20 protein-coding genes are annotated in these 18,495 nt (G+C 52.2%); 18 read left to right on the top strand and 2 right to left on the bottom strand.

Translation table 11 applies throughout. The features are described 5' to 3' along the window. Position 1 precedes the first annotated feature (1 nt). The 18 genes from LY264_RS19330 (at position 2) to LY264_RS19245 (ending at position 15,181) form a co-directional block, all read left to right on the top strand. Positions 2–1,033 (top strand): hypothetical protein, encoded by a 1,032-nt coding sequence (locus LY264_RS19330; protein ID WP_045407450.1) that lies wholly within the window; start codon positions 2–4, stop codon positions 1,031–1,033. A 68-nt stretch (positions 1,034–1,101) separates the two neighbouring features. Next, positions 1,102–1,584: a hypothetical protein gene (locus LY264_RS19325; RefSeq protein WP_048976634.1), complete on the top strand. Its 483-nt coding sequence runs from the start codon at positions 1,102–1,104 to the stop codon at positions 1,582–1,584. Further along, a complete protein-coding gene (locus LY264_RS19320) occupies positions 1,581–2,009 on the top strand; it encodes a hypothetical protein (protein WP_097764731.1) in 429 nt (142 codons plus the stop codon). The genes LY264_RS19325 and LY264_RS19320 overlap by 4 nt, the downstream gene beginning before the upstream one ends. Then, the gene (locus LY264_RS19315) at positions 2,006–2,440 is read left to right on the top strand and encodes a hypothetical protein (RefSeq protein ID WP_210764486.1); all 435 of its coding nucleotides are present in this window, start codon (positions 2,006–2,008) and stop codon (positions 2,438–2,440) included. The genes LY264_RS19320 and LY264_RS19315 overlap by 4 nt, the downstream gene beginning before the upstream one ends. Then, positions 2,424–3,365: a hypothetical protein gene (locus tag LY264_RS19310; RefSeq protein ID WP_097764733.1), complete on the top strand. Its 942-nt coding sequence runs from the start codon at positions 2,424–2,426 to the stop codon at positions 3,363–3,365. Before LY264_RS19315 ends, LY264_RS19310 begins: the two co-directional genes overlap by 17 nt. 4 nt (positions 3,366–3,369) lie before the next feature. Then, positions 3,370–4,764: a hypothetical protein gene (locus LY264_RS19305; RefSeq protein WP_097764734.1), complete on the top strand. Its 1,395-nt coding sequence runs from the start codon at positions 3,370–3,372 to the stop codon at positions 4,762–4,764. 3 nt (positions 4,765–4,767) lie between these two features. Next, positions 4,768–5,205, top strand: coding sequence for a hypothetical protein (locus LY264_RS19300; protein ID WP_023327272.1), 438 nt, complete (start codon positions 4,768–4,770; stop codon positions 5,203–5,205). 2 nt (positions 5,206–5,207) lie between these two features. Continuing rightward, positions 5,208–5,792 carry a hypothetical protein gene (locus tag LY264_RS19295; protein WP_049015625.1) on the top strand — a complete coding sequence of 195 codons (585 nt, stop codon included), beginning with the start codon at positions 5,208–5,210 and terminating at the stop codon, positions 5,790–5,792. A 123-nt stretch (positions 5,793–5,915) separates the two neighbouring features. After that, positions 5,916–7,916 carry a hypothetical protein gene (locus tag LY264_RS19290; RefSeq protein ID WP_135129213.1) on the top strand — a complete coding sequence of 667 codons (2,001 nt, stop codon included), beginning with the start codon at positions 5,916–5,918 and terminating at the stop codon, positions 7,914–7,916. 2 nt (positions 7,917–7,918) lie between these two features. Then, positions 7,919–8,635, top strand: coding sequence for a hypothetical protein (locus LY264_RS19285; RefSeq protein WP_097764742.1), 717 nt, complete (start codon positions 7,919–7,921; stop codon positions 8,633–8,635). Then, positions 8,632–8,907: a phage baseplate plug family protein gene (locus LY264_RS19280; RefSeq protein ID WP_109555175.1), complete on the top strand. Its 276-nt coding sequence runs from the start codon at positions 8,632–8,634 to the stop codon at positions 8,905–8,907. The genes LY264_RS19285 and LY264_RS19280 overlap by 4 nt, the downstream gene beginning before the upstream one ends. Continuing rightward, a complete protein-coding gene (locus LY264_RS19275) occupies positions 8,907–9,926 on the top strand; it encodes a hypothetical protein (RefSeq protein WP_109555176.1) in 1,020 nt (339 codons plus the stop codon). The genes LY264_RS19280 and LY264_RS19275 overlap by 1 nt, the downstream gene beginning before the upstream one ends. Continuing rightward, the gene (locus LY264_RS19270; protein WP_135129211.1) at positions 9,923–10,639 is read left to right on the top strand and encodes a hypothetical protein; all 717 of its coding nucleotides are present in this window, start codon (positions 9,923–9,925) and stop codon (positions 10,637–10,639) included. The genes LY264_RS19275 and LY264_RS19270 overlap by 4 nt, the downstream gene beginning before the upstream one ends. After that, on the top strand, positions 10,636–10,968 hold the full coding sequence (locus tag LY264_RS19265) for a hypothetical protein (protein ID WP_109555178.1): 333 nt from the start codon (positions 10,636–10,638) through the stop codon (positions 10,966–10,968). The genes LY264_RS19270 and LY264_RS19265 overlap by 4 nt, the downstream gene beginning before the upstream one ends. Beyond that, the gene (locus LY264_RS19260) at positions 10,965–12,383 is read left to right on the top strand and encodes a ubiquitin-activating E1 FCCH domain-containing protein (protein ID WP_210764485.1); all 1,419 of its coding nucleotides are present in this window, start codon (positions 10,965–10,967) and stop codon (positions 12,381–12,383) included. Before LY264_RS19265 ends, LY264_RS19260 begins: the two co-directional genes overlap by 4 nt. A gap of 1 nt (position 12,384) precedes the next feature. After that, the gene (locus LY264_RS19255; protein ID WP_249457373.1) at positions 12,385–13,089 is read left to right on the top strand and encodes a hypothetical protein; all 705 of its coding nucleotides are present in this window, start codon (positions 12,385–12,387) and stop codon (positions 13,087–13,089) included. A gap of 326 nt (positions 13,090–13,415) precedes the next feature. Beyond that, positions 13,416–14,603 carry a hypothetical protein gene (locus tag LY264_RS19250; protein WP_249457370.1) on the top strand — a complete coding sequence of 396 codons (1,188 nt, stop codon included), beginning with the start codon at positions 13,416–13,418 and terminating at the stop codon, positions 14,601–14,603. Then, positions 14,603–15,181, top strand: coding sequence for a tail fiber assembly protein (locus LY264_RS19245; protein ID WP_249457367.1), 579 nt, complete (start codon positions 14,603–14,605; stop codon positions 15,179–15,181). The genes LY264_RS19250 and LY264_RS19245 overlap by 1 nt, the downstream gene beginning before the upstream one ends. 616 nt (positions 15,182–15,797) lie before the next feature. Here the strand turns inward: LY264_RS19245 and LY264_RS19240 are convergent. After that, the gene (locus LY264_RS19240; protein WP_048226420.1) at positions 15,798–16,979 is read right to left on the bottom strand and encodes a MalY/PatB family protein; all 1,182 of its coding nucleotides are present in this window, start codon (positions 16,977–16,979) and stop codon (positions 15,798–15,800) included. A gap of 12 nt (positions 16,980–16,991) precedes the next feature. Next, positions 16,992–18,443: a Na+/H+ antiporter NhaC gene (nhaC, locus tag LY264_RS19235; RefSeq protein WP_048226419.1), complete on the bottom strand. Its 1,452-nt coding sequence runs from the start codon at positions 18,441–18,443 to the stop codon at positions 16,992–16,994. Positions 18,444–18,495 lie beyond the last annotated feature (52 nt).

Raw genomic sequence — 18,495 nt, 5'->3', positions numbered from 1 at the left:
AATGGCTGCAATTACCCCCAGCTACACCATCGTCAATCCGTCGTATATCGCGCCGGAGATGATCATTGGTTACCAGCAGGCGTCAGGTGCGTTTGAAACCATCGCCAGCGGTAACCCGCAAGTCCGTCTCGGCGTAGGCGATCAGTACGTCTACATGCGCCGCCTGGACATTCGCACCCAGACCACTTCCAGCCAGTCCGGTAACGGTAACCAGCTGCCGAGCGTGGCGCTGGATGCGAAGATGATTTCAACCCCAACCTACCTGTTCCGCTGCCGTGGTATCTACGATCACCATGATATGGCCGCTGCCGGTAACTGGAACTTTGCACTGCCGGAAGCGCAGCGCCTGGGCATGCGTCAGGGCATTTTCCAGCAGCTGCGCTCTGCTCTGCTGTACGGCATGAACCCTGCTGGCGGTGAAGGCCTGCTGAACACCGCTGGCGCGACCACCGAGTCCCTGCCTCCGGACAGCAACGGCAATACCACTGTGCTGACCTATGACCACGGCCAGATGGCGGTATATCTGCTGGGCCACGTACAGGCCGCACTGACCCGCACCATGCAGCTGGGCCGCCAGCAGCGCGTCGTTATCCTGGGGCCGCAGCGCGTTCTCGGTGCCATGGAGATTCAGCAGATCGTTCAGCTGACTTCTTACCAGCGTCCTGGTGGTGGTACTGACACCGTCGGCGGCACGGTGAAAGAAGTGCTGAAAGGCGCAAACGTCCAGGTTGACTGGGTGTATGACGATACCCTTATCGGCGCAGGCGCTGGCGGTACCGACGCGGTGGTAATCACCATCCCTGAGGTCGAAGTGCCAATGGTCAACTCGACTGTGAACACCAACGAATTCGCCAAGCTGACCCCGTCTCTTGCCGCGAACGCGCTGATGTTTACCGACATGGCCGCGCCGCGTGAGATTCCGACGCCGATCGCTGGTGGTGCCATCGATGTTCTGTCCGAAATGCGCTCTACCGCAGGCTGGGCAGTTCGTCCTGAAGCAATCACCATCCTGTCCATGGCGTACAGCGCCTGATCCATTCTTTGATCTGGTTAAGCCTCTGCCGGGGAGACTCAGCAGGGGCTTTTTTACGAGGGTAACCAATGAAACTCTATATCGCTAACACCACCAAGCAGCGCCAGATTTTCGCCTATCGCAAGCTGGAGACCGGCCGCCTTATTCAGATCCCTATTAACCACGGCGATCAGATGATGGTGCTGGATGGCTCAACTGATGAAGTTGATGCAGTGGTGCAGCATCACCAGGTTTATGGCCTGGTTGACTCGACCAAAATCGACCAGAGCCAGGCGTTTGTCGGCCTGTGCTACAGCCTGAACAAGCCTGTATCAGCGTCGGTAATCGAAAAAGCAATCCGCGATAACGATATTCACCTGACCCGTGGCGCCCACGGTCGCCGCCAGGCATCCGTAGCGGCTCTGGATAGCGCGCTGCGCGAAAGCGGTACCGGCTATTCCGGCGAGATGGAAGTCAGCGCTGAGCAGGCGAAAGGCCGCGAAGACAGCGAAGACACCCCGACGGTTAACGAAACAATCGTGACTGAACAATCCGGGAGAAAGAAAAAATGACAACGAGCCTGTCGGGATTCATCGAATTCGTTCGAACTGACATGGGCGTGACCGCCGCGCAGGTTCCCGACGACTCGCCGTCTTTCACCCTGGCGTATGGCGGCGCGGTTGAGTGGGTAAACCCTGATATCGCGTGCGTCACGCCGAACCTGTACACCATTGCCGTGTACAACCTGGGTGCGTCTTTCCTGGTCAACTACGGTACCGAATCGGTATTTGCTGAGTTCAGGAAAGAGTATGGCCTGAATAATTTCAAGGCTGGCGTAATTACTGGCGCCGGGGATAACTCAACCAGCGCTCAGCGCCTGGTGCCGGACTTCTTCAAGGACCTGTCGCTGGCTGACCTGCAGATGCTGCAGGACCCGTGGGGACGCCGGTACCTGATGATTGCCCAGCAGTTCGGCAGCCTGTGGGGGCTGTCATGATCACCTTCCACCTGGGGGTGATTGATGTCCCGTATGAGGACGAAAACACCACGACCGGAGACGTCGCCGAGTATCTGGAGGAAAAGTACCAGATCATGCAGACGTTTTTAGACAGGTACAGCAAAGACATCGCTGACTTGATGGCGAATGACATGGCCGCGTCGCTTGAGAATATGATGGCCGGCGCGCCGCCAGCCAAAGACCCTCTGGCAGAGTCGATGTCCCGGATCCATGACCTGTTTGTGGCCTTCCTCGACAACACGGAAATGAACGGATTGCCGGGCGTGCCTACGCGCCGCGCGCTGGATGGTATATCCCGGCGATTCAAAAACAAAAAAGGGCCACCGCGTCCGTCATTCATTGATACCGGAACCTATCAGGCCGCGATGCGCGCCTGGGTAAGCGGGGTGCTGAATGCCTTCCCTGAGTGAGTTGCAGCAGACTGCAAAAACAGAGCTTAACGCCACGCTGACGCAGGGTCTTGATGACCTGAGCCGCTTTCAGGTGGTCACGTTCACGAAGTATATCCGCAAGGTGCTGCCCCTCGATGGTTTCGTCTTCTGGGTGAAAGCTTCTGTTCTGTCAGACGACCCCAGCAGCGAGCCGGATACAGTTGACGTTAAGGGCTATCTGCACCTGACGACCGAAACCATCCAGGACGATGAGCAGCTCTATGACCGGAACGTCGTGACGTTTACCGCTCAGGCGGATATCGACCCGTTCAACGATATCGGATCTGATGTCCTGTATATCGGCGAGTTCTTCGGTATCCAGTTTTCCTTCTCCCGGCGCACCGGGCTGAACGAGCCGGCCAACCTCTACCACTACACAGGGGAGGCAATCTTCCCCTACATGCGATCGCAGATCATCAACTCTGCCGACGATATCGACCTGTCAGATGTTGTGGTTTCGAGCTCATTGCCGGTATGGCTGGCGCTGAGCCAGTACATGCCGATGTTCCCGGCCATGCTGTCGACGCAGAACCTGTCTCCGCCGTATGCAACGGTGAAGTGCAGCAACACCGCGCCGATCGCCGGGAGCTTTTATCTTGATGAGCAGCAGAACCAGTATCAGCTGGTTTCCGAGGATGTGACGATATCTATCACTGGCCTGCGCAATGCCGGGGTTGAGGATTTCCTCAGGTACGTGCAGCAGTACACGCTCGGCGATGACGCGGAAATGGGCGTGATGAATATCCCTGTCGTTCAGGACGAGCGCGTCACGCAGAACGAGCTGAACATCATCGCCATGAGAAAAACCATTAAGTTCAAAGTCAACTATTACCAGCAGCGCATGCGGAACGTCGCGCGCAAGCTGATCACGTCAGCGATTCCGTCCATTTACCCGGAGAAATAAATAAATGGCAATTGTTAACATTAACGTCTCGGTGACCAATCCACCGAAGCCCTCTCAGCTGCTTAAATCCGGCGCGATTATCTCTATGGGCGGAACAACCCTGGCTGCAGGCGAGTATCAGCTCCTGACAACTAAAGACGATCTGAAGGCTATTACCTCACCAGCAAAAACCATTTCAACTATTGCCTGGGCAACTGGCGTGGTCACGGTTACCCTGTCCGCAGCGCATGGATGGACCGTTGGGGACACTATTCCCCTGGTGGTGTCAAGCGTTACCCCGTCTGCTTATAACCGCGCGGTCACCGCCACTGTGACCACTTCTACCGCCTTCACTTACCCGCTGGCGACAGACCCTGGCACGGCAACAGTTATGGGTACGGTGAAAACCGTAGCGGCAAACGAAATCATCGAGATGAACACCACGTTCTGGGCCCAGGGAACTACCCGCGCGGTCTACGTGCTGGAGTTGGGTGATGTGTCTGTTTCTGCTGCAGTAGCATCGCTGTCTGACTTTATCGATGAGGATATTTCGCTGGGTAACACCTACCAGAAATTCTTCTCGTATCTGGTGCCGCGCGAGTGGGACGGCGAGCCGACGTTTAAAACCCTGACTGGCCTGTATACCAGCCCGGCGTCACTGGTTTATTTCTTCATCACCACTACGACAGCCACTTATCCGGACTGGGTCGCTACCAAGAACAAATCTGTGTGTGCAGGCGTGGAATCGCCAAACATCCCTGCAGGCGAGTTTTCCATGGCGTTCCCGTTCCAGTCCTCTCTGGCAAACGACCCTGGCTCGTCAAACATGGTGCCGCCGATGGCGTACCGATTTGGTTACGGGGTTACAGAGTATCCTGTCGAAGGTAATGGCACGCTGCTTAAACAGCTCCAGGACAACAGCATCAACTACGTAGGCACTGCCGCGGAAGGTGGGCTGAGCAACAAAATGCTGGTGGCAGGCCACATGCTGGACGGTAATCCGTTCAACTACTGGTATTCAGTGGCGTGGACTGCAATCAACCTCGAGCTCGATCTGGCAAACGAAATCATCAACGGGTCAAATACCACTGTTAACCCGCTGTACTACGAGCAGAACGGTATCGACCGCCTGCAGCGCCGCGCACTGAAGACGCTGCGCAATGGCATCAGTTACGGCCTGATCCTGGGTCGAGTGATTGGTACCGGGCTGACGCAGCAGGACTTCAATTCCGAGTACGAAAAGGGCACGTATGCCGGAAACGCGGTAATTAACGCCGTGCCGTTCGCGAATTACACCAGCCTGAATCCGTCCGATTACGCCGCTGGAAAATACGCTGGACTGAGTGCCGTAATGACGCCGCGCCGCGGCTTCGAATCCATCACGTTTAACGTGAACGTAACCAACTTTGTAGGGGCGTAAAAAATGGCAAACCCATTAGTACCGCAGGGATTCCTCAATCGTGTACGCGGCGCGGTGTCAGTAACTGACGTTCCGGCGCTGAACATCACCGCCTCTTACCTTGGCAAGGACGCCATCAGCATGCGTCCTGACGGCCCGGCGACGGACATTATCCCGACGCTGACCGGCACCGTAGGCAGCCAGGCTCCATATCAGCAGGTGACTGTCACCGTCCATCTGCTGCGCACGCAGGGCCTGAGCGACAGCTACAAAAACCGCTTCGCCACCGATACGGCACTGGGCGAGGTGGTGATCACCCCTGACGCGAACACGCTCAGTAATTTCACCGTGCTTAACGCTTATCTGGTGAACTTCAACGAGCTGCCGTTTACCGGTATGGATGCCGGGTACGTGGTGACTATCAGCGGTTATATCCTGGCTAACGACAACATGTGGGTCTGATTGTGAAAATTGACAAAAAGCTCAACCTGGTAACAAACATCACCCGGGAAGACGGATCAATCGTGTACCTGCATGTGACCCCGTTCCCGTATGAGGTGGTGGAAGAGCACTGTCTGCTGCTGGGCAACCTGTTCACCAACTTCATCTCACAGGTCGGCGGCCTGGGCGCGGCGCGAGTTGCGGCAATGATGCTTCGCAAAAAGCTCAAGCGTGAGCAGGATCTGAGCGCTGAGCAGGGGCAACAGGGGCCGACTATCGTCGACGAGATCCAACGCCTTACATCCGTTATCTGGAACGATGGCGGGGCATGGAAAACAACCTCTTTTGATGCCGCCATGAAGCAGGGGATCATTTCTCCAGATGAATACCGCGAAGTCGAAGGCGAGGTGGTTTTTTTTATGGTTTCCTCTGCCATTCAGAAGGCTCAACTGATTGCGCCGACGGTGGGGTCAGTGATCGGTATGTACGGTGGGCGACTCGAATCATTGAGCGTTACGGCGTTTCGCGATTCGTTGCAGACGTCGAATCCTCCTGGCGATACCCAGATCCAGAATGCCCAGCAGGAAACGTCATATATACCCTCCTAGACTGGGCGTCGAATGAGGGATTCTGGCGGGTAATCAGGGAAATCACCGGCGAAGAGTTCGCCAGCCCGGCGCAGTACCGCCAGCGATACATCATTTCCGCGCTAAAAGACAGGGGTTCCTTCAATGGTGGCTAAGTCTATTGTCGATATTGACGTAAATGACGACAAATTTGTCTCATTTATGGAGAAGTTTAAAGAATATCAGGCCGCACTTGAGGAACTACCTGAGGCATGGAGGGGGCTGGCGCATGGCGCGACAGATGCCACCAAAGAGACGGCAAAAGCGAAAGCAGAAGGCGACCTTCTGGCTAAGGCATTCTCTGAGGGGGCCAGCGCCATTCTGTCGATAAACAGCGGCCTCGATCGGCTCACCGACAGTCTGGACAGGGCAAACAAAAGTCAGGAAGACTTCAACAAGAAAGCCCGCTCTTCAAAGGGTTTTTTGAGTGATGCCACGAAGGACGCGAAATCGCTGGCTGGGCACATCAGGGATGCCACCACAAGCCTGCTGTCATGGGGTGGCATCGTTGGCCTGTTCACTGGCGTGCTGGGCGTAGGCGGTCTTTTCGGTCTTAACAGACTGGCGGCCACGACCGGGTCTCAGCGATTCACCTCCCTCGGGATCGGGACGAGCATCGGCGCGCTGGACTCCACAGCCATTAACTATCAGAAAGCTCTCGGCAACCCGACTGGCACGCTGGGCGCTATCCGCGACAGCCAGATGGATCTGTCAAAGCGATGGCAGTTCCAGGCCATGGGGATCAATAACCCTGACCAGGACCCGGCAAAACTTCTGCCGCAGCTGATTCGCAACGCACGAGACATCTTTGTCAAAAACGGCAGCACCCTACAGGGTGCAAACGCCTACGGTCTGACGAACTTCTTCAGCCTGGATGACCTGAATCGCTTTAAAAACATGAGCGATGAAGAAATCGATGCGATGGAACGCCGGGCGCAGAAGGACGCAAAATTACTGCAGATCACCGACCAGCAGGCTCGGCAGTGGCAGGATTTCAACGTCCAGCTGGATTACAGTGGTCAGAGCATCCGCAATACGTTTGTGCGCGGTCTTGGCCCGCTTACCCCGCAACTGAGCAAGCTTTCTGACGCGCTGGCCGGTGCCATTGATACGGTGCTGCAGTCTCCGGAGTTGGGTAAGTGGATTGACGGTCTGGCCGGCGGCATAGAGCGATTCGGGAAATATCTCGCATCGCCAGAGTTTACCAAGGACGTTGACAGCTTCATGGCTGGCATCGAAAAGCTTGGTGCGCTTATCGGGAAGGTCTATGACTGGGTTGTTGGTAAAACCAGCATTTCAGTCGCTGATGTGAAAGAAGGATCCTCAATTCTTAGCGATAAGAAAGTTACCGATCCCGAAACAGGAAAGACCTATACACCAAGCTCTGAAGATGACCCGAGAGTGTGGGGCTGGCTGAAAGGTGTTAAGCGATTCTTTTCCAGTGGTGACGTTAAACCGGTAGACCCAACGCCAGCAGACGTCACAGCCAAGGGGAGAACGATTGCCGATCGGTTCAATAACCCAACCAATCTTCGCTGGGCTGAAGGGTATGGTACCCACAACACCAAAAGCGGTGATTTCGCGGTATTCCCGACACTGGATGAAGGTGTTCTGGCGTCTGCAAAACAACTCCAGATTTTCGGCACGCGCGGTATTAATACCATCAGCGATATAGCCAAAAAATGGGCGCCATCGAACGAGAACGATACCGAAGCATATATTCGCCATCTGGTGAAAAGCACCGGCATTGGTGCGCGAGAAGCGCTTAATCTCAATGACCCGTCAATCCTTGCGAAGTTGATATCGGGCATGTCATCAAAAGAAGGTGCCGGAAACCGCGTAAGTGAAGATGCGGTAATGCAGGTATTCAGCAACACCAGCGGAACACTGCGCGAGCAGTACGCAGCGATGCAGGGTTCAAAATCTGCTCCTGCAGTTGCTGGTGGCGGTGATAACTCTGAGGTAGCCAAAAACACGAATAAGACCAATCAACTGCTGCAGCAGCTTGTTGATAGAGGGCTTCAGGGTAATGGCTCTGGAATGGTCGTTTACAACAACACAGGCGGGAATGCCGTTGTTTCCAGTTCACAACTCGGAGTTCGATGATTATGGCATTTACTCGTGAGCTTTATCGGCTTGGTTTTGAAATCTCCCCCGTTATCCTCTGCAATGGAGTTGCGGAGGCTATCCCCGGCGGCATGCTGCCCATAGTTGCGCTTACCCAGAGCGCCAGCTTTGTGACCGGGCTGCTCGGCGGGGCAATCAACCTTACCGATCTGGACAAATATTTCTGCCACTGGCGGCCTGTTCTGGGCTCGACAATGGTCGACTACGACATTGCTAAATATCCATTTGCTAACCAGACAGTCGCGGCCAACGCGCTTCTGGCTCAGCCGCTGAGGGTCAGCCTGATGATGGATGCGCCAGTGAACGAGAATACCGGAGCCATGACAAAGCTTGTTACTCTGAGCGCACTGCAGGCGGTGCTTCATGCACATGCCAACCTGGGCGGGACTTACATCGTTGCCACCCCTTCGCTGATATACAACAACTGCATCCTGAAAACGGTTAAGGACAGCTCTACCGGTAATGACCCGCTTCCTCAGCGGTCGTGGCTCTGGGATTTTGAGCAACCCCTAATTACTGAAACCGCAGCTGACCAGGCCGTAAACAGCTTCCTCAGCAAAATTGATGGCGGTGACCAGAACAACAGCAGCGCATGGACAAACACTGTCAGTGCTCTTGGTAACACATCGCTTGGTGGTTCGGTAACCGAGTCGATCACGGGCGTGATTGGCAAGCTGCAGGGGGTATTTGGCATATGAGCACCGTCAATTATCCGTTTACCGGGCTTGAGAGGAAGAGTATGACGTTCTCGCCAGTTCTGGACGGAACGGTCTACACCTGCCAGATAAAGTGGAATATTGCCGCGCAGCGCTGGTATCTGCTGGTCACTAACAGCGCCGGCAAACCGGTTCTGAATACTGCCGTTGTAGGATCAACATCTTCGGGGGGGATAAACCTTCTGAATGGGGTATTCACATCGACAACCATGATCTGGCGTGAAAAGAACGGGCAGATTGAGGTAACGAGCTGATGCGCTATTACGAAATTAACATTTTTGATGGCGACACCTTAATCCAGCAATATTCCAGCCTGAAGAATGGAGTCTATAACCCCGGCGCGCTGATGGTGGAATTCGACATCATGCGCTTTGGTGAATCCACGCCAGCAGGGGAAACGCACCTGACTGTATGGGGTATAGGCCCAAAAGACATGCAGCAGGCCAGACAGAACCTTTACGGTAAGCGAATTCAGATCTTTGCTGGGATGTCGAAAGGACTGCCGCTGGCGGGCGTATGGGATAAAAAGCTTGCCATTGAGGGAACCATTTTTCAGGTGTTCGGCAACTGGCAGGGTACAGAGTTACGGCTGGACTTCATAATTGTCGCTGGTCCGGTTAACACCACGAACCGCGGGCAAATGGTTCCTCTGCAGCTCACCATGCCATGGTCCATGGGGCAGAAACTCTCCGTAGCGCTGACGCAATGTGTCATGACGATGGGCGGTTTTACGCCGAACATAAGCATCAGTGACAGGCTGACGCTGAATTACGATCGCCCCATGTTTTGTGGCTCCCTCGCTGAGCTGGCAAAAAACCTACGGGCATTTTCGCTGTCCCGCATCAAAGACCCTGGCTATACGGGTGTGGAAATTGCCGTGGTGAACGGCAACGAAATCCGGGTGTGGGATAACGATTACGCTAACCATCCAGATCAGGGATCGAAAATCAGTGCGACGGAAAGAAGCAAAAACCCCGTCCAGATAAATTTCAATGATCTGATCGGTCAGCCAACCTGGATCGGTTTTGGGGTTGTCAGTGTCGTCTGTGTCATGCGCGCAGACCTGCAGACTGGTGACCACATCCTGATGCCTGAGAAGGCCAGGCCGATGATTCAGGCGTCCTCTTATTCGCAGTTTCGCGATGACTCAGCCTTTAACGGTGAGTTCGTCGTGCAATCGGTTAGGTTACTGGGGAACAGCAGGCAGCCAACAGCTGAAGCGTGGATCACCGTGATTGAGGCATACCCGGCGGAGGCGGTTAAGACAAAATGAGTGTCGACCAGAAGCTTAATTTCGGCCGGAACATGAACCGGTTCGCGGAGCAGAAGTTTAATGAGGCGTTCCAGGCCGCCGGTAAAATCCTGCCGGCCAGCATTGTTGAGCGGCAGGGAAACATGGTCACCGTGTCTTTCGAGTTGCATGATACGCCATACATTTTCCCGGATGTCACCATTCCGCTTTTCGGCCCGCAGTACATCCGCTATCCAATGCAGCCTGGGGACAAAGGCGTTGTCATTCCTGCCGACACCTATATAGGCGGCGTAAGCGGGCAGGGTGGCGGTGTCGCTGACCTGACCCCTCCAGCCAACCTGAGCGCCCTGGTATACCTGCCGATCAGCAATACGGAATGGGAAGCCGTCGACGGGAACGTTGTTACCATCTATGGGCCCGAGGGCGTGACCATCCGGGATCAGGGAAGCAACACGACGTTTCTGTTAACGCCTGACAGCGTGACGATTGCGGCAGTCGATTTGTTTAAGGTAACAGTCGGCAGCACGGTGCTAACCCTTACACAGGGCATGTGGAGCATCACGGGGACTGCCGGGAAGTTGCAGGACTCAACCGCCAGCACCAGCCCGGCGATTATGCACACTGGCTGGGCCGCCTTGGTGGCATGGCTAAATGCGCATGCTCATACAAACGGAAATGGCGGTGCGAACACTGGCGCGCCAACCACTACTTTCAACGGGAATATCACGCAATGAGAACCTACGGGAGAAATGCAGAGGGTAAGTGGGTGCCGGTGGTGCCGGATGAAAATGGCTTCAACGACTCCATCTATCTTACGACGCTGATCCAGAATCTGAAGCTAGCGCCGCAGGAGTCACCATTTTTTTCAAATAATGGCATTCCGGCGCAGAGCTCAGTCATTCAGCAGGTGCTGCCAACCTACTATGTTGACAGGCTTCAACGGCAATTTAGCCAGTATTTCTCATCGCTGCAGATCGCCCTGGTGAGTGATGACCCGCCCGTATACAACATTTCGGCGATAACGAACGCCGGTTCTAAAATTATCACAACGGTGAACGTATGAGTGATTTGTCCGTAAGCTATGACGCAGCCGGGCCAGTGCCGAAAACATCCGAAGAACTGCGCGCAGATTTGGTTTCCAGAGCCACTGAGTTATCACCCGGTATTACTACGGACCTCCCGGGATCGCTGATTGAGGATATAGTCGGTACCGACGTTGGCGCGCTGCTCATTGCCGATCAGATCCGCGTCGACCTCATAAACTCAGTTGGCCCGCTGAAAGCGAATATGTACATGCTGAACCTTCTGGCGCAGCAGTCAGGAATTAGCGAGCAAAAAACCGAGGGGGCGACAACCGTTCCGGTGGTGTTTGGCGGTCCCGCCGGATTCGTAGTGCCTCAGGGGTTTCTGGTCAGTGATGGCACCTATACCTATCAGATCGCCGACGCGACAATAATTATGTCATCAGGTGTCAGTTCGATGGTAACCGGTGTTGCGACAAATACCGGGTCATGGGCTGTACCCGCAGGATCTGTTAACCAGATACTTACCAGTCTGCCGTCGGATATCACCCTGACCTGTACAAACCCTGTTGCCGGAACGCCAGGAGGGGCTCCAGAAACTAACTACGAGTTTCGCGAGCGCGTCTGGGAAGCTCAGATGTCGACCGTTCAGGGATACCCTGGTTTTATCCGGCAGAAGCTTACCGACCTGAGCAATGTTCAGGCCCGACTGGTTTCTGTCGTTCAGAGCGGTAATGCGTGGATTGTGATGTGTGGTGGCGGTGATATCTATGAGATGGCCGGGGCGATTTATAAATCAGCAGGCGACATCAGCAGGCTGAAAGGGACCGATTTGAATGTAACCGGGATCACCAATGCAAACCCTGGCGTAGTCACGACAGATATCACCCACGGTTTCAGCACGGGACAGGTTATAAAAATCGCTGGTGTAACCGGCATGACTGGCATTAATAACGTGTCACTAACCATTACCGTGTTGAGCCCGCACACCTTCTCTATAGGCATCAACACCACTGCCTCAGGTGCGTGGACAGGTGGAGGCATAGTCACGCCTAACCTGAGAAATAACGTTGTCACTATTAATGACTGGCCGGATAACTACGTCATCCCGTTCGTTATTCCGCTGCAGCAACTGGTAACGATTAAATTTGAATGGGCCACGGAAAGCTCCAACTACCTGACTGACGCGACTATAGCATCGCTGGTGTCGCAGCCAGTAATCAATTATGTGAACGGGATATTTGCTGGCAATCCGATGAATATCAATAACGTCAAGGATGTATTTCTTCAGGCCATTAACAGCACGCTTGATATGAGCCTAATCTCGACTTTGAACGTTATTGTTACTGTGAATGGAATTATCACAGGCGTGGACGCCGGGACGAATATCATCAGCGGTGACCCATACAGTTACTGGTACATTGCCTCAGATGGGGTGATTGTCGACGGGATATAACATGCTGGAAGATATCATTAAATCATACCTGTATACGCAGTATAACGACGATGATGATCTTCAGGCGTTCGTTACTGCGTATAACACCATGGCACAGGAAATTTATTCATGGATGATTAACGCCAACCTGCCGATATTTGCTGGCGGATACAATGCTGGTGACCAGCTGAAATGGATAGCCAGAGGGATTTATGGCGTTAAGACGCCAGTGCTTATCAGTGGGAAGCGAACCGTTTACGGCCCGTACAATGCCATGCTGTTTAACCAGCTGCCATTTAATGGTAGGAAGGTGGTAAATCAGTCTGAGCAGGTTGTTGTCTCCGATGATCTGTTCAAGCGCATCATGACATGGAACTTCTACAAGGGTGATGGGTACTATTTCACTATCCCATGGCTGAAGCGCCGAATAATGAGATTTTTGACTGGGGTCGACGGGGTGGATGTTGTTAACGATCAGAGGTGGAGTATCTCGGTCTTGTTCTCAAGTTCAGGGGCAAGCATCTCAATAATTAAGGGGTTCAGAAAGTTAACAGACGCCTCCATGTTTAATCACTTCACCTATAACTCACAGGCTTTTAATCAAAACAAAAGCGTCTTGATAAAAAGCACAGACTATGAATATGCATCTTTATTTAAGCAGGCCTTTGATAGTGGCCTGCTGCACATGCCATTTTACCAACCAGTAACGGTAACAATTATTGGCTAGAATTATTTCGAGAATCTATTGCTATGTAGGTGTAGTATTTAAGACACTGACATATACCAAGTAATAAGATTATTGTAAAAAACAAAGCAACACTGAATTTTAAATTTTCGAATGGTGGAACACCTTCATGTACCCACATATCGAAAATAAGGAACATCAAAAATCCAGAAAGCATAATTGTTAATGTGCTGACTGAAGATAAAAGTATCTTCAGGATAGAAACTGTAAAGCTTTTCATTTTATACCTCGCGTTAAATTATTTTAAGTTAATCATAACATCAACAACCCTAAAAGAGGGTTTTTATTGCCCGAATCCCGGAGGATAAATGGCACTTACACTTTTAGCCGCCAACAATGCCCAGACAGTGCTTGCGGCCGGAATTAGCTCAACGGCAACATCTCTTACCGTAAACGCTGGAACAGGAACGCTTTTCCCGTCTCCGGTAGCAGGAACAAGTTTCTTTAAACTGACGATTATTGATGCTGCAACCGGTTCTCTTACGGAGATTGTTCATGTTACTGCCCGGGCTGGTGATGTCTTTACTATTCAGCGTGGGCAGGAAGGAACTGTCCCACGAGCGTGGTCAGCAAATGACACTGCGGCAAACATGATGACGGCCGGAACGCTGTCCTACATCCTTGGGAACTTCCAACCGCTGGATCCTACATTGACGGCGTTAGCCGCGTTAGTGGGCGTTGCGAATAAATTACCGTATTTCAACGGGGATGATACTGCAGCTTTGACCGACCTCACTCAGGTAGGCCGTGACATCATCGGGAAGAGCGATATCGCTGCGGTTCTCCAATACCTTGGATTGGATGTCGTTGTTAATGGTGGCTCACAAGTATGGTTAACATCATCATCTGGTAAATATCATATTTTTATTGGGGAGGATGGTTCCTGGGGAATGTGGGATGAAGAAAATTCCCAAAATGTTCCGCTTAGCATTATTGGCGGAGGTACTGGCGGGAACACCAAACAGGAGGCTCAATTAAATTTGGGACTGGGTTGCGGATTGCCACCGATAGGTATTCCGTTTTACTGGCCGTCAGCTGCTATGCCAAATACCGTTATACCTGAATGGGCGGGAATGACGTTTTTAAAATTAAACGGCGCAACATTTACTGCTGCTCAGTATCCAAAACTGGCCCTTGTATGGCCGGGACTGAAGTTAACGGAAACCCGCGGTGAATTTATTCGGGTTGCCGATGATGGCAGGGGCGTTGATACAGGTCGCGCATTACTCTCGGCTCAGGGGGACGCCATGCGGAACCTGACTGGTAATATCGAGGGCCGCACTGCGGGGTCAATTGGCAGGATATTCAGCAACAACGCTAATGGCGTTTTTTCAGCGACTGGCGAAGGTGGTAATTTTGCTTCACCTACCGAATCTTCAACGGCCCCTAGTGACAGGTTGTCAAATCTGAATTTGGATGTAAGTCGCCAGGTTCCAACTGCGAATGAATTCCGTCCACGAAATGTGGCATTTAACTTTTTAGTGAGGGCTGCATAATGCCGGTTATTTTTGACCAGACGGGGCATGCCACCGAAGCGGGTGACGTTCGCGTTTATTATTACGACCCGATGACTTTCGTGTATACAGGTTGGTCTGATGAGTTTATCAATATTGGCGTCAGTGTGCCGGGATGCTCCACGACGGTTGCCCCACCTGAGGAAATGAAAGGAATGGCACCGGTATTTAATGGCTCATCCTGGCAACTGGTACCAGATCATCGGGGCTCGACAGTCTATGCGACTGATACTCAACAATCTGTTGTAGTGGATTATTTGGGGGAAATAAAAACAGGGTTTACGCCATTAGCACCTGCCACGCCTTACGATAGATGGGATGGCACTAAGTGGGTGCTTGATGAGGCTGCAAAGCAGAGTGCAGATGCAGCTGAGAATACTGCAAAAAAATCCACACTGATATTCGAGGCTTCACAGGTCATTGCGCCACTAAAAGATGCTGACGATGGTGGTTACATTGACGATGCAGACAAGCCGAAGTTAGTCGCCTGGCAGAAGTATCGTTATGAGCTAACAAAAGTTGATCCAGATAACCCTGCATGGCCAACTAAACCAGCATAGGAACCTTTGATGGAATGGACTGCGTGCAGTCATATCGGTTGTATTAGCTCGGCCCCATGTTTTTTCACATTTCGACGGCACGCGTCACGGCGTGCCATATAAATTTATCGGTCAATAGAATTTGGTTAGAGAGATAAAAGCGGGATGCACAAAACTCTGCATTAGTTCGCAGAGGGGTGGGGAGTAATCCTGATGGGATGGGATGGGATGGGATGGGATGGGATGGGATGGGATGTGTGCCAGTTTTGTGTCGCACGAGGATTGTTACGATACTTCATCTTAATGCATGTGCCATTAACTTGAGGCGTGTGAATGCGGTAATGGCTATATAAAACAGTTAGTTAAATGTGATTCTACTAATTCGTAATGCGAAGGTCGTAGGTTCGACTCCTATTATCGGCACCATTTCAAACTCTTCCCAGGTCTACCGAAATCAACGCAAACCCCGTTTACTGCGGTTTTCAGTGCGCATCTTTTTTTTTCCGGGTAACCTGCACCACGTTCTCCGCATCGCCATTCTTGGTTGGTAGTTCAGAGGTCGTTAATCAGGCCTCGTCGAAATGGCTGATAATATCGAGCGGCCCTGTGCCAGGGCCGATTCGTTTACTGAGCAGATTCAACAGGATGTAAATGCAATACGCTTCAACCCCTCTACCGCTTTTTCGAGGTAGGCGCGTGGACATCCCATGTTCAGCCGGATAAAACCATTTCCAGCAGGACCAAAGCCATTTCCCATTGAAGGCGCAATACCGGCAACATCAAGCATTACCCATTTGAGCTGCTCATCATCCAGTCCAAGCGCTTTGCAATCTATCCACAATAGATACGTTGCCTGGGAAGGAACAACCCGAGCCCATGGGAGATATTCATCAATTTGTTGAATAAACCAGCGTCGATTTTCAGCCAGATAGCCAAGTAACTCGTCTAACCATGGTGCACCATGTTGCCATGCAGCCGTACTCGCCTCGACGGATAGCGCATTGAATACATCAAGTCCATGCGCATCCAGACGGCGTAAAAAGTGTTCACGCAATGCCGGTGCCGGTATCAGAAAATTAGCAATACGCAATGTCGACAAACCAAACGTTTTACTGGCTGAAGTGGCTGAAATTACACGCGAATGCCAGCGTTCTCCCAGATGCAGAACTGAAGTAAATTGTTCTCCAGGAAGCAATAAATCTGCCCATATCTCATCAGACAGCAACGTCACATCATAGGTCTCGCATAGCGTAAGTAGCTGTTCCAGCTCCTGTGCAGACCAACAACGACCGGTTGGGTTATGCGGATTACATAAAATCATTAATGGTGGACGTTCAGTCCGGAATAACATTTCCAGGTGAGCAAAATCCATTTGATAACCGGTAGCTGGGTCCTCATACAACGGATTTTCCAGCAGCTGTCTGCCGTTCAGAGAGATAATTTTAGCGAATGAGCCATAATAAGGTCCCTGAACGACCACGCCTTCACCGGGTTGACTCAGCATTTGTACGAGTAGCGATAATCCCGGAACAACACCTTCAATACTGCAGATCCACTCTTGCTTGATTTCCAGCTGATGCCGGGTTGAGAACCATGAGATTAATGAATCAAAGTAGCTTTGTGGTCGTTCGCTGTAACCAAAAATACCGTGCCCGACGCGGTGAGTTAAAGCCTCCTGAACAGCGGGCGGGCAAGTAAAGTCAAAATCAGACACCCACATTGGCAACAGTTGATGTGTATCCTCGCCGAAATATCGCGCCATAAAGTCCCATTTCAACGAGGCGGTATCGTGACGATCGATAATCTTATTAAAATCCATTACATGCTCTCCCTATTCTGCTGCCGTAATATTTTTTTCTGTTTCTGCCACTGATGGCGCCTTCGCAATACCGATTCCCGTGAAACCGTAAATCAAGGCGAAGAAGATTGCGGCATAGCACTGAATCGCCCATGGCAATAAATCCAGCGTGCTCACTCCTAATGTCGTGGCCATATAAACTCCAGCAGCGGTCCACGGCAACAACGGCTCAATGACGGTGCCAGCGTCTTCAATAGTGCGGGACAGATTTTTGGTATCCAGTCCCATACGACGATATGCGTCTTTAAACAGTTCAGCTGGAACCAGAAGAGCCAGCTTGCCGTCGCTTGTCGCTCCGGTCACCAGAAGGGTGGTACCAATGGTTGCCGCAATTAACTGACCGACACTGTGAATGACCGTCAGTAAGCGGTTAATGATAATGTTGAGCGCGCCGGTTAACGTTAAGGCACCGGCAAAAGAGAATGCGCAAAATACCAGAAGGATAGTGCTCATCATTGAGAACATTCCGCCGCGGTTCAGCAGGCGCGGAACATCAGCAATAATGCCCTCACTCCCTTGCGGGAACATAGTAATGTTAAATCCATCTATAAAGGCATCCAGTCCCTGCTTGATGCTGAGTCCTTGCATGACAACGCCCAGAATCAGGGCTAATACGCATGCACTCAGCATTAAAGGAATGACTGGCTTTTTACGAATCGCGCCCCACAACACAATAACTGGCGGCAAAATCAGAATGATATTGAAGTGGTATAGCGACTCCAGAGCGTTGACAATATCGGTAACCCGTTGCGGCGTGGCGACCTCGCCGAGCATATTGCTGTGGCCGGCAATAAGATAAACCACGGCGGCAAGCAGAAAGCTGGGAATAGTGGTCCACAATAAGTGCTGGATATGCTCGAAAAGGGTGGTATCTGCAACAATGGCCGCAAAGTTGGTGGAGTCTGACAGCGGCGATATCTTGTCACCGAAGTAAGCGCCAGAAACAACGGCACCTGCCGCTGCTGCCATCGAGACATCCAGTCCGGCGGCAACGCCCATCAATGCTACGCCAACCGTTCCGGCGGAACCCCAGGAGGTTCCGGTACACACCGATACGACGCTGGTCAAAAAGAAGGCGGCGATGAGAATGTATTCGGGGCTGATGAGTTTAAGTCCCCAGTACACCATGTAAGGGATGGTGCCGCTGAACATCCATGTACCAATCAGGCCGCCGACACAGATAAGAATCATGATAACCGGCATTGCTTTGGCGAGTTTATCAACCACCGAATTAATGATGTCTTCCCAGCAATACCCTTGCCACCAGGCCATGCCCGCGGCGACTGCAGCAGAACATAGCAACAAAGGCTCAATACGTAGCCCCATGATGCCGTAGCCAATAATTAACAGCAGTAGCATGGCTAAAATAGGGATCACTGCCAGTCCAAATGAGAGTGTTTTTTTCTGATTTTGAGAGGCATTCATTCATGAATCTCCAGTCTGTAAGGTCGCTCAAGAGTAGAGAACACCCTTTTGC

The sequence above is a fragment of the Citrobacter portucalensis genome, assembly GCF_023374935.1.
Lineage (GTDB): Bacteria > Pseudomonadota > Gammaproteobacteria > Enterobacterales > Enterobacteriaceae > Citrobacter > Citrobacter portucalensis.
The sequence above is the reverse complement of the archived record's forward strand: the minus strand, read 5'-3'. Positions and strand labels throughout refer to the sequence as shown.

Coding starts and splice junctions, on each gene's coding strand:
- LY264_RS19265 (WP_109555178.1), top strand. CDS start 10,636: ATGAGAACCTACGGGAGAAATGCAGAGGGTAAGTGGGTGCCGGTGGTG.
- LY264_RS19315 (WP_210764486.1), top strand. CDS start 2,006: ATGATCACCTTCCACCTGGGGGTGATTGATGTCCCGTATGAGGACGAA.
- LY264_RS19245 (WP_249457367.1), top strand. CDS start 14,603: ATGCCGGTTATTTTTGACCAGACGGGGCATGCCACCGAAGCGGGTGAC.
- LY264_RS19280 (WP_109555175.1), top strand. CDS start 8,632: ATGAGCACCGTCAATTATCCGTTTACCGGGCTTGAGAGGAAGAGTATG.
- LY264_RS19310 (WP_097764733.1), top strand. CDS start 2,424: ATGCCTTCCCTGAGTGAGTTGCAGCAGACTGCAAAAACAGAGCTTAAC.
- LY264_RS19270 (WP_135129211.1), top strand. CDS start 9,923: ATGAGTGTCGACCAGAAGCTTAATTTCGGCCGGAACATGAACCGGTTC.
- LY264_RS19320 (WP_097764731.1), top strand. CDS start 1,581: ATGACAACGAGCCTGTCGGGATTCATCGAATTCGTTCGAACTGACATG.
- LY264_RS19260 (WP_210764485.1), top strand. CDS start 10,965: ATGAGTGATTTGTCCGTAAGCTATGACGCAGCCGGGCCAGTGCCGAAA.
- LY264_RS19330 (WP_045407450.1), top strand. CDS start 2: ATGGCTGCAATTACCCCCAGCTACACCATCGTCAATCCGTCGTATATC.
- LY264_RS19305 (WP_097764734.1), top strand. CDS start 3,370: ATGGCAATTGTTAACATTAACGTCTCGGTGACCAATCCACCGAAGCCC.
- LY264_RS19300 (WP_023327272.1), top strand. CDS start 4,768: ATGGCAAACCCATTAGTACCGCAGGGATTCCTCAATCGTGTACGCGGC.
- LY264_RS19285 (WP_097764742.1), top strand. CDS start 7,919: ATGGCATTTACTCGTGAGCTTTATCGGCTTGGTTTTGAAATCTCCCCC.
- nhaC (WP_048226419.1), bottom strand. CDS start 18,443: ATGAATGCCTCTCAAAATCAGAAAAAAACACTCTCATTTGGACTGGCA.
- LY264_RS19250 (WP_249457370.1), top strand. CDS start 13,416: ATGGCACTTACACTTTTAGCCGCCAACAATGCCCAGACAGTGCTTGCG.
- LY264_RS19325 (WP_048976634.1), top strand. CDS start 1,102: ATGAAACTCTATATCGCTAACACCACCAAGCAGCGCCAGATTTTCGCC.
- LY264_RS19290 (WP_135129213.1), top strand. CDS start 5,916: ATGGTGGCTAAGTCTATTGTCGATATTGACGTAAATGACGACAAATTT.
- LY264_RS19240 (WP_048226420.1), bottom strand. CDS start 16,979: ATGGATTTTAATAAGATTATCGATCGTCACGATACCGCCTCGTTGAAA.
- LY264_RS19275 (WP_109555176.1), top strand. CDS start 8,907: ATGCGCTATTACGAAATTAACATTTTTGATGGCGACACCTTAATCCAG.
- LY264_RS19255 (WP_249457373.1), top strand. CDS start 12,385: ATGCTGGAAGATATCATTAAATCATACCTGTATACGCAGTATAACGAC.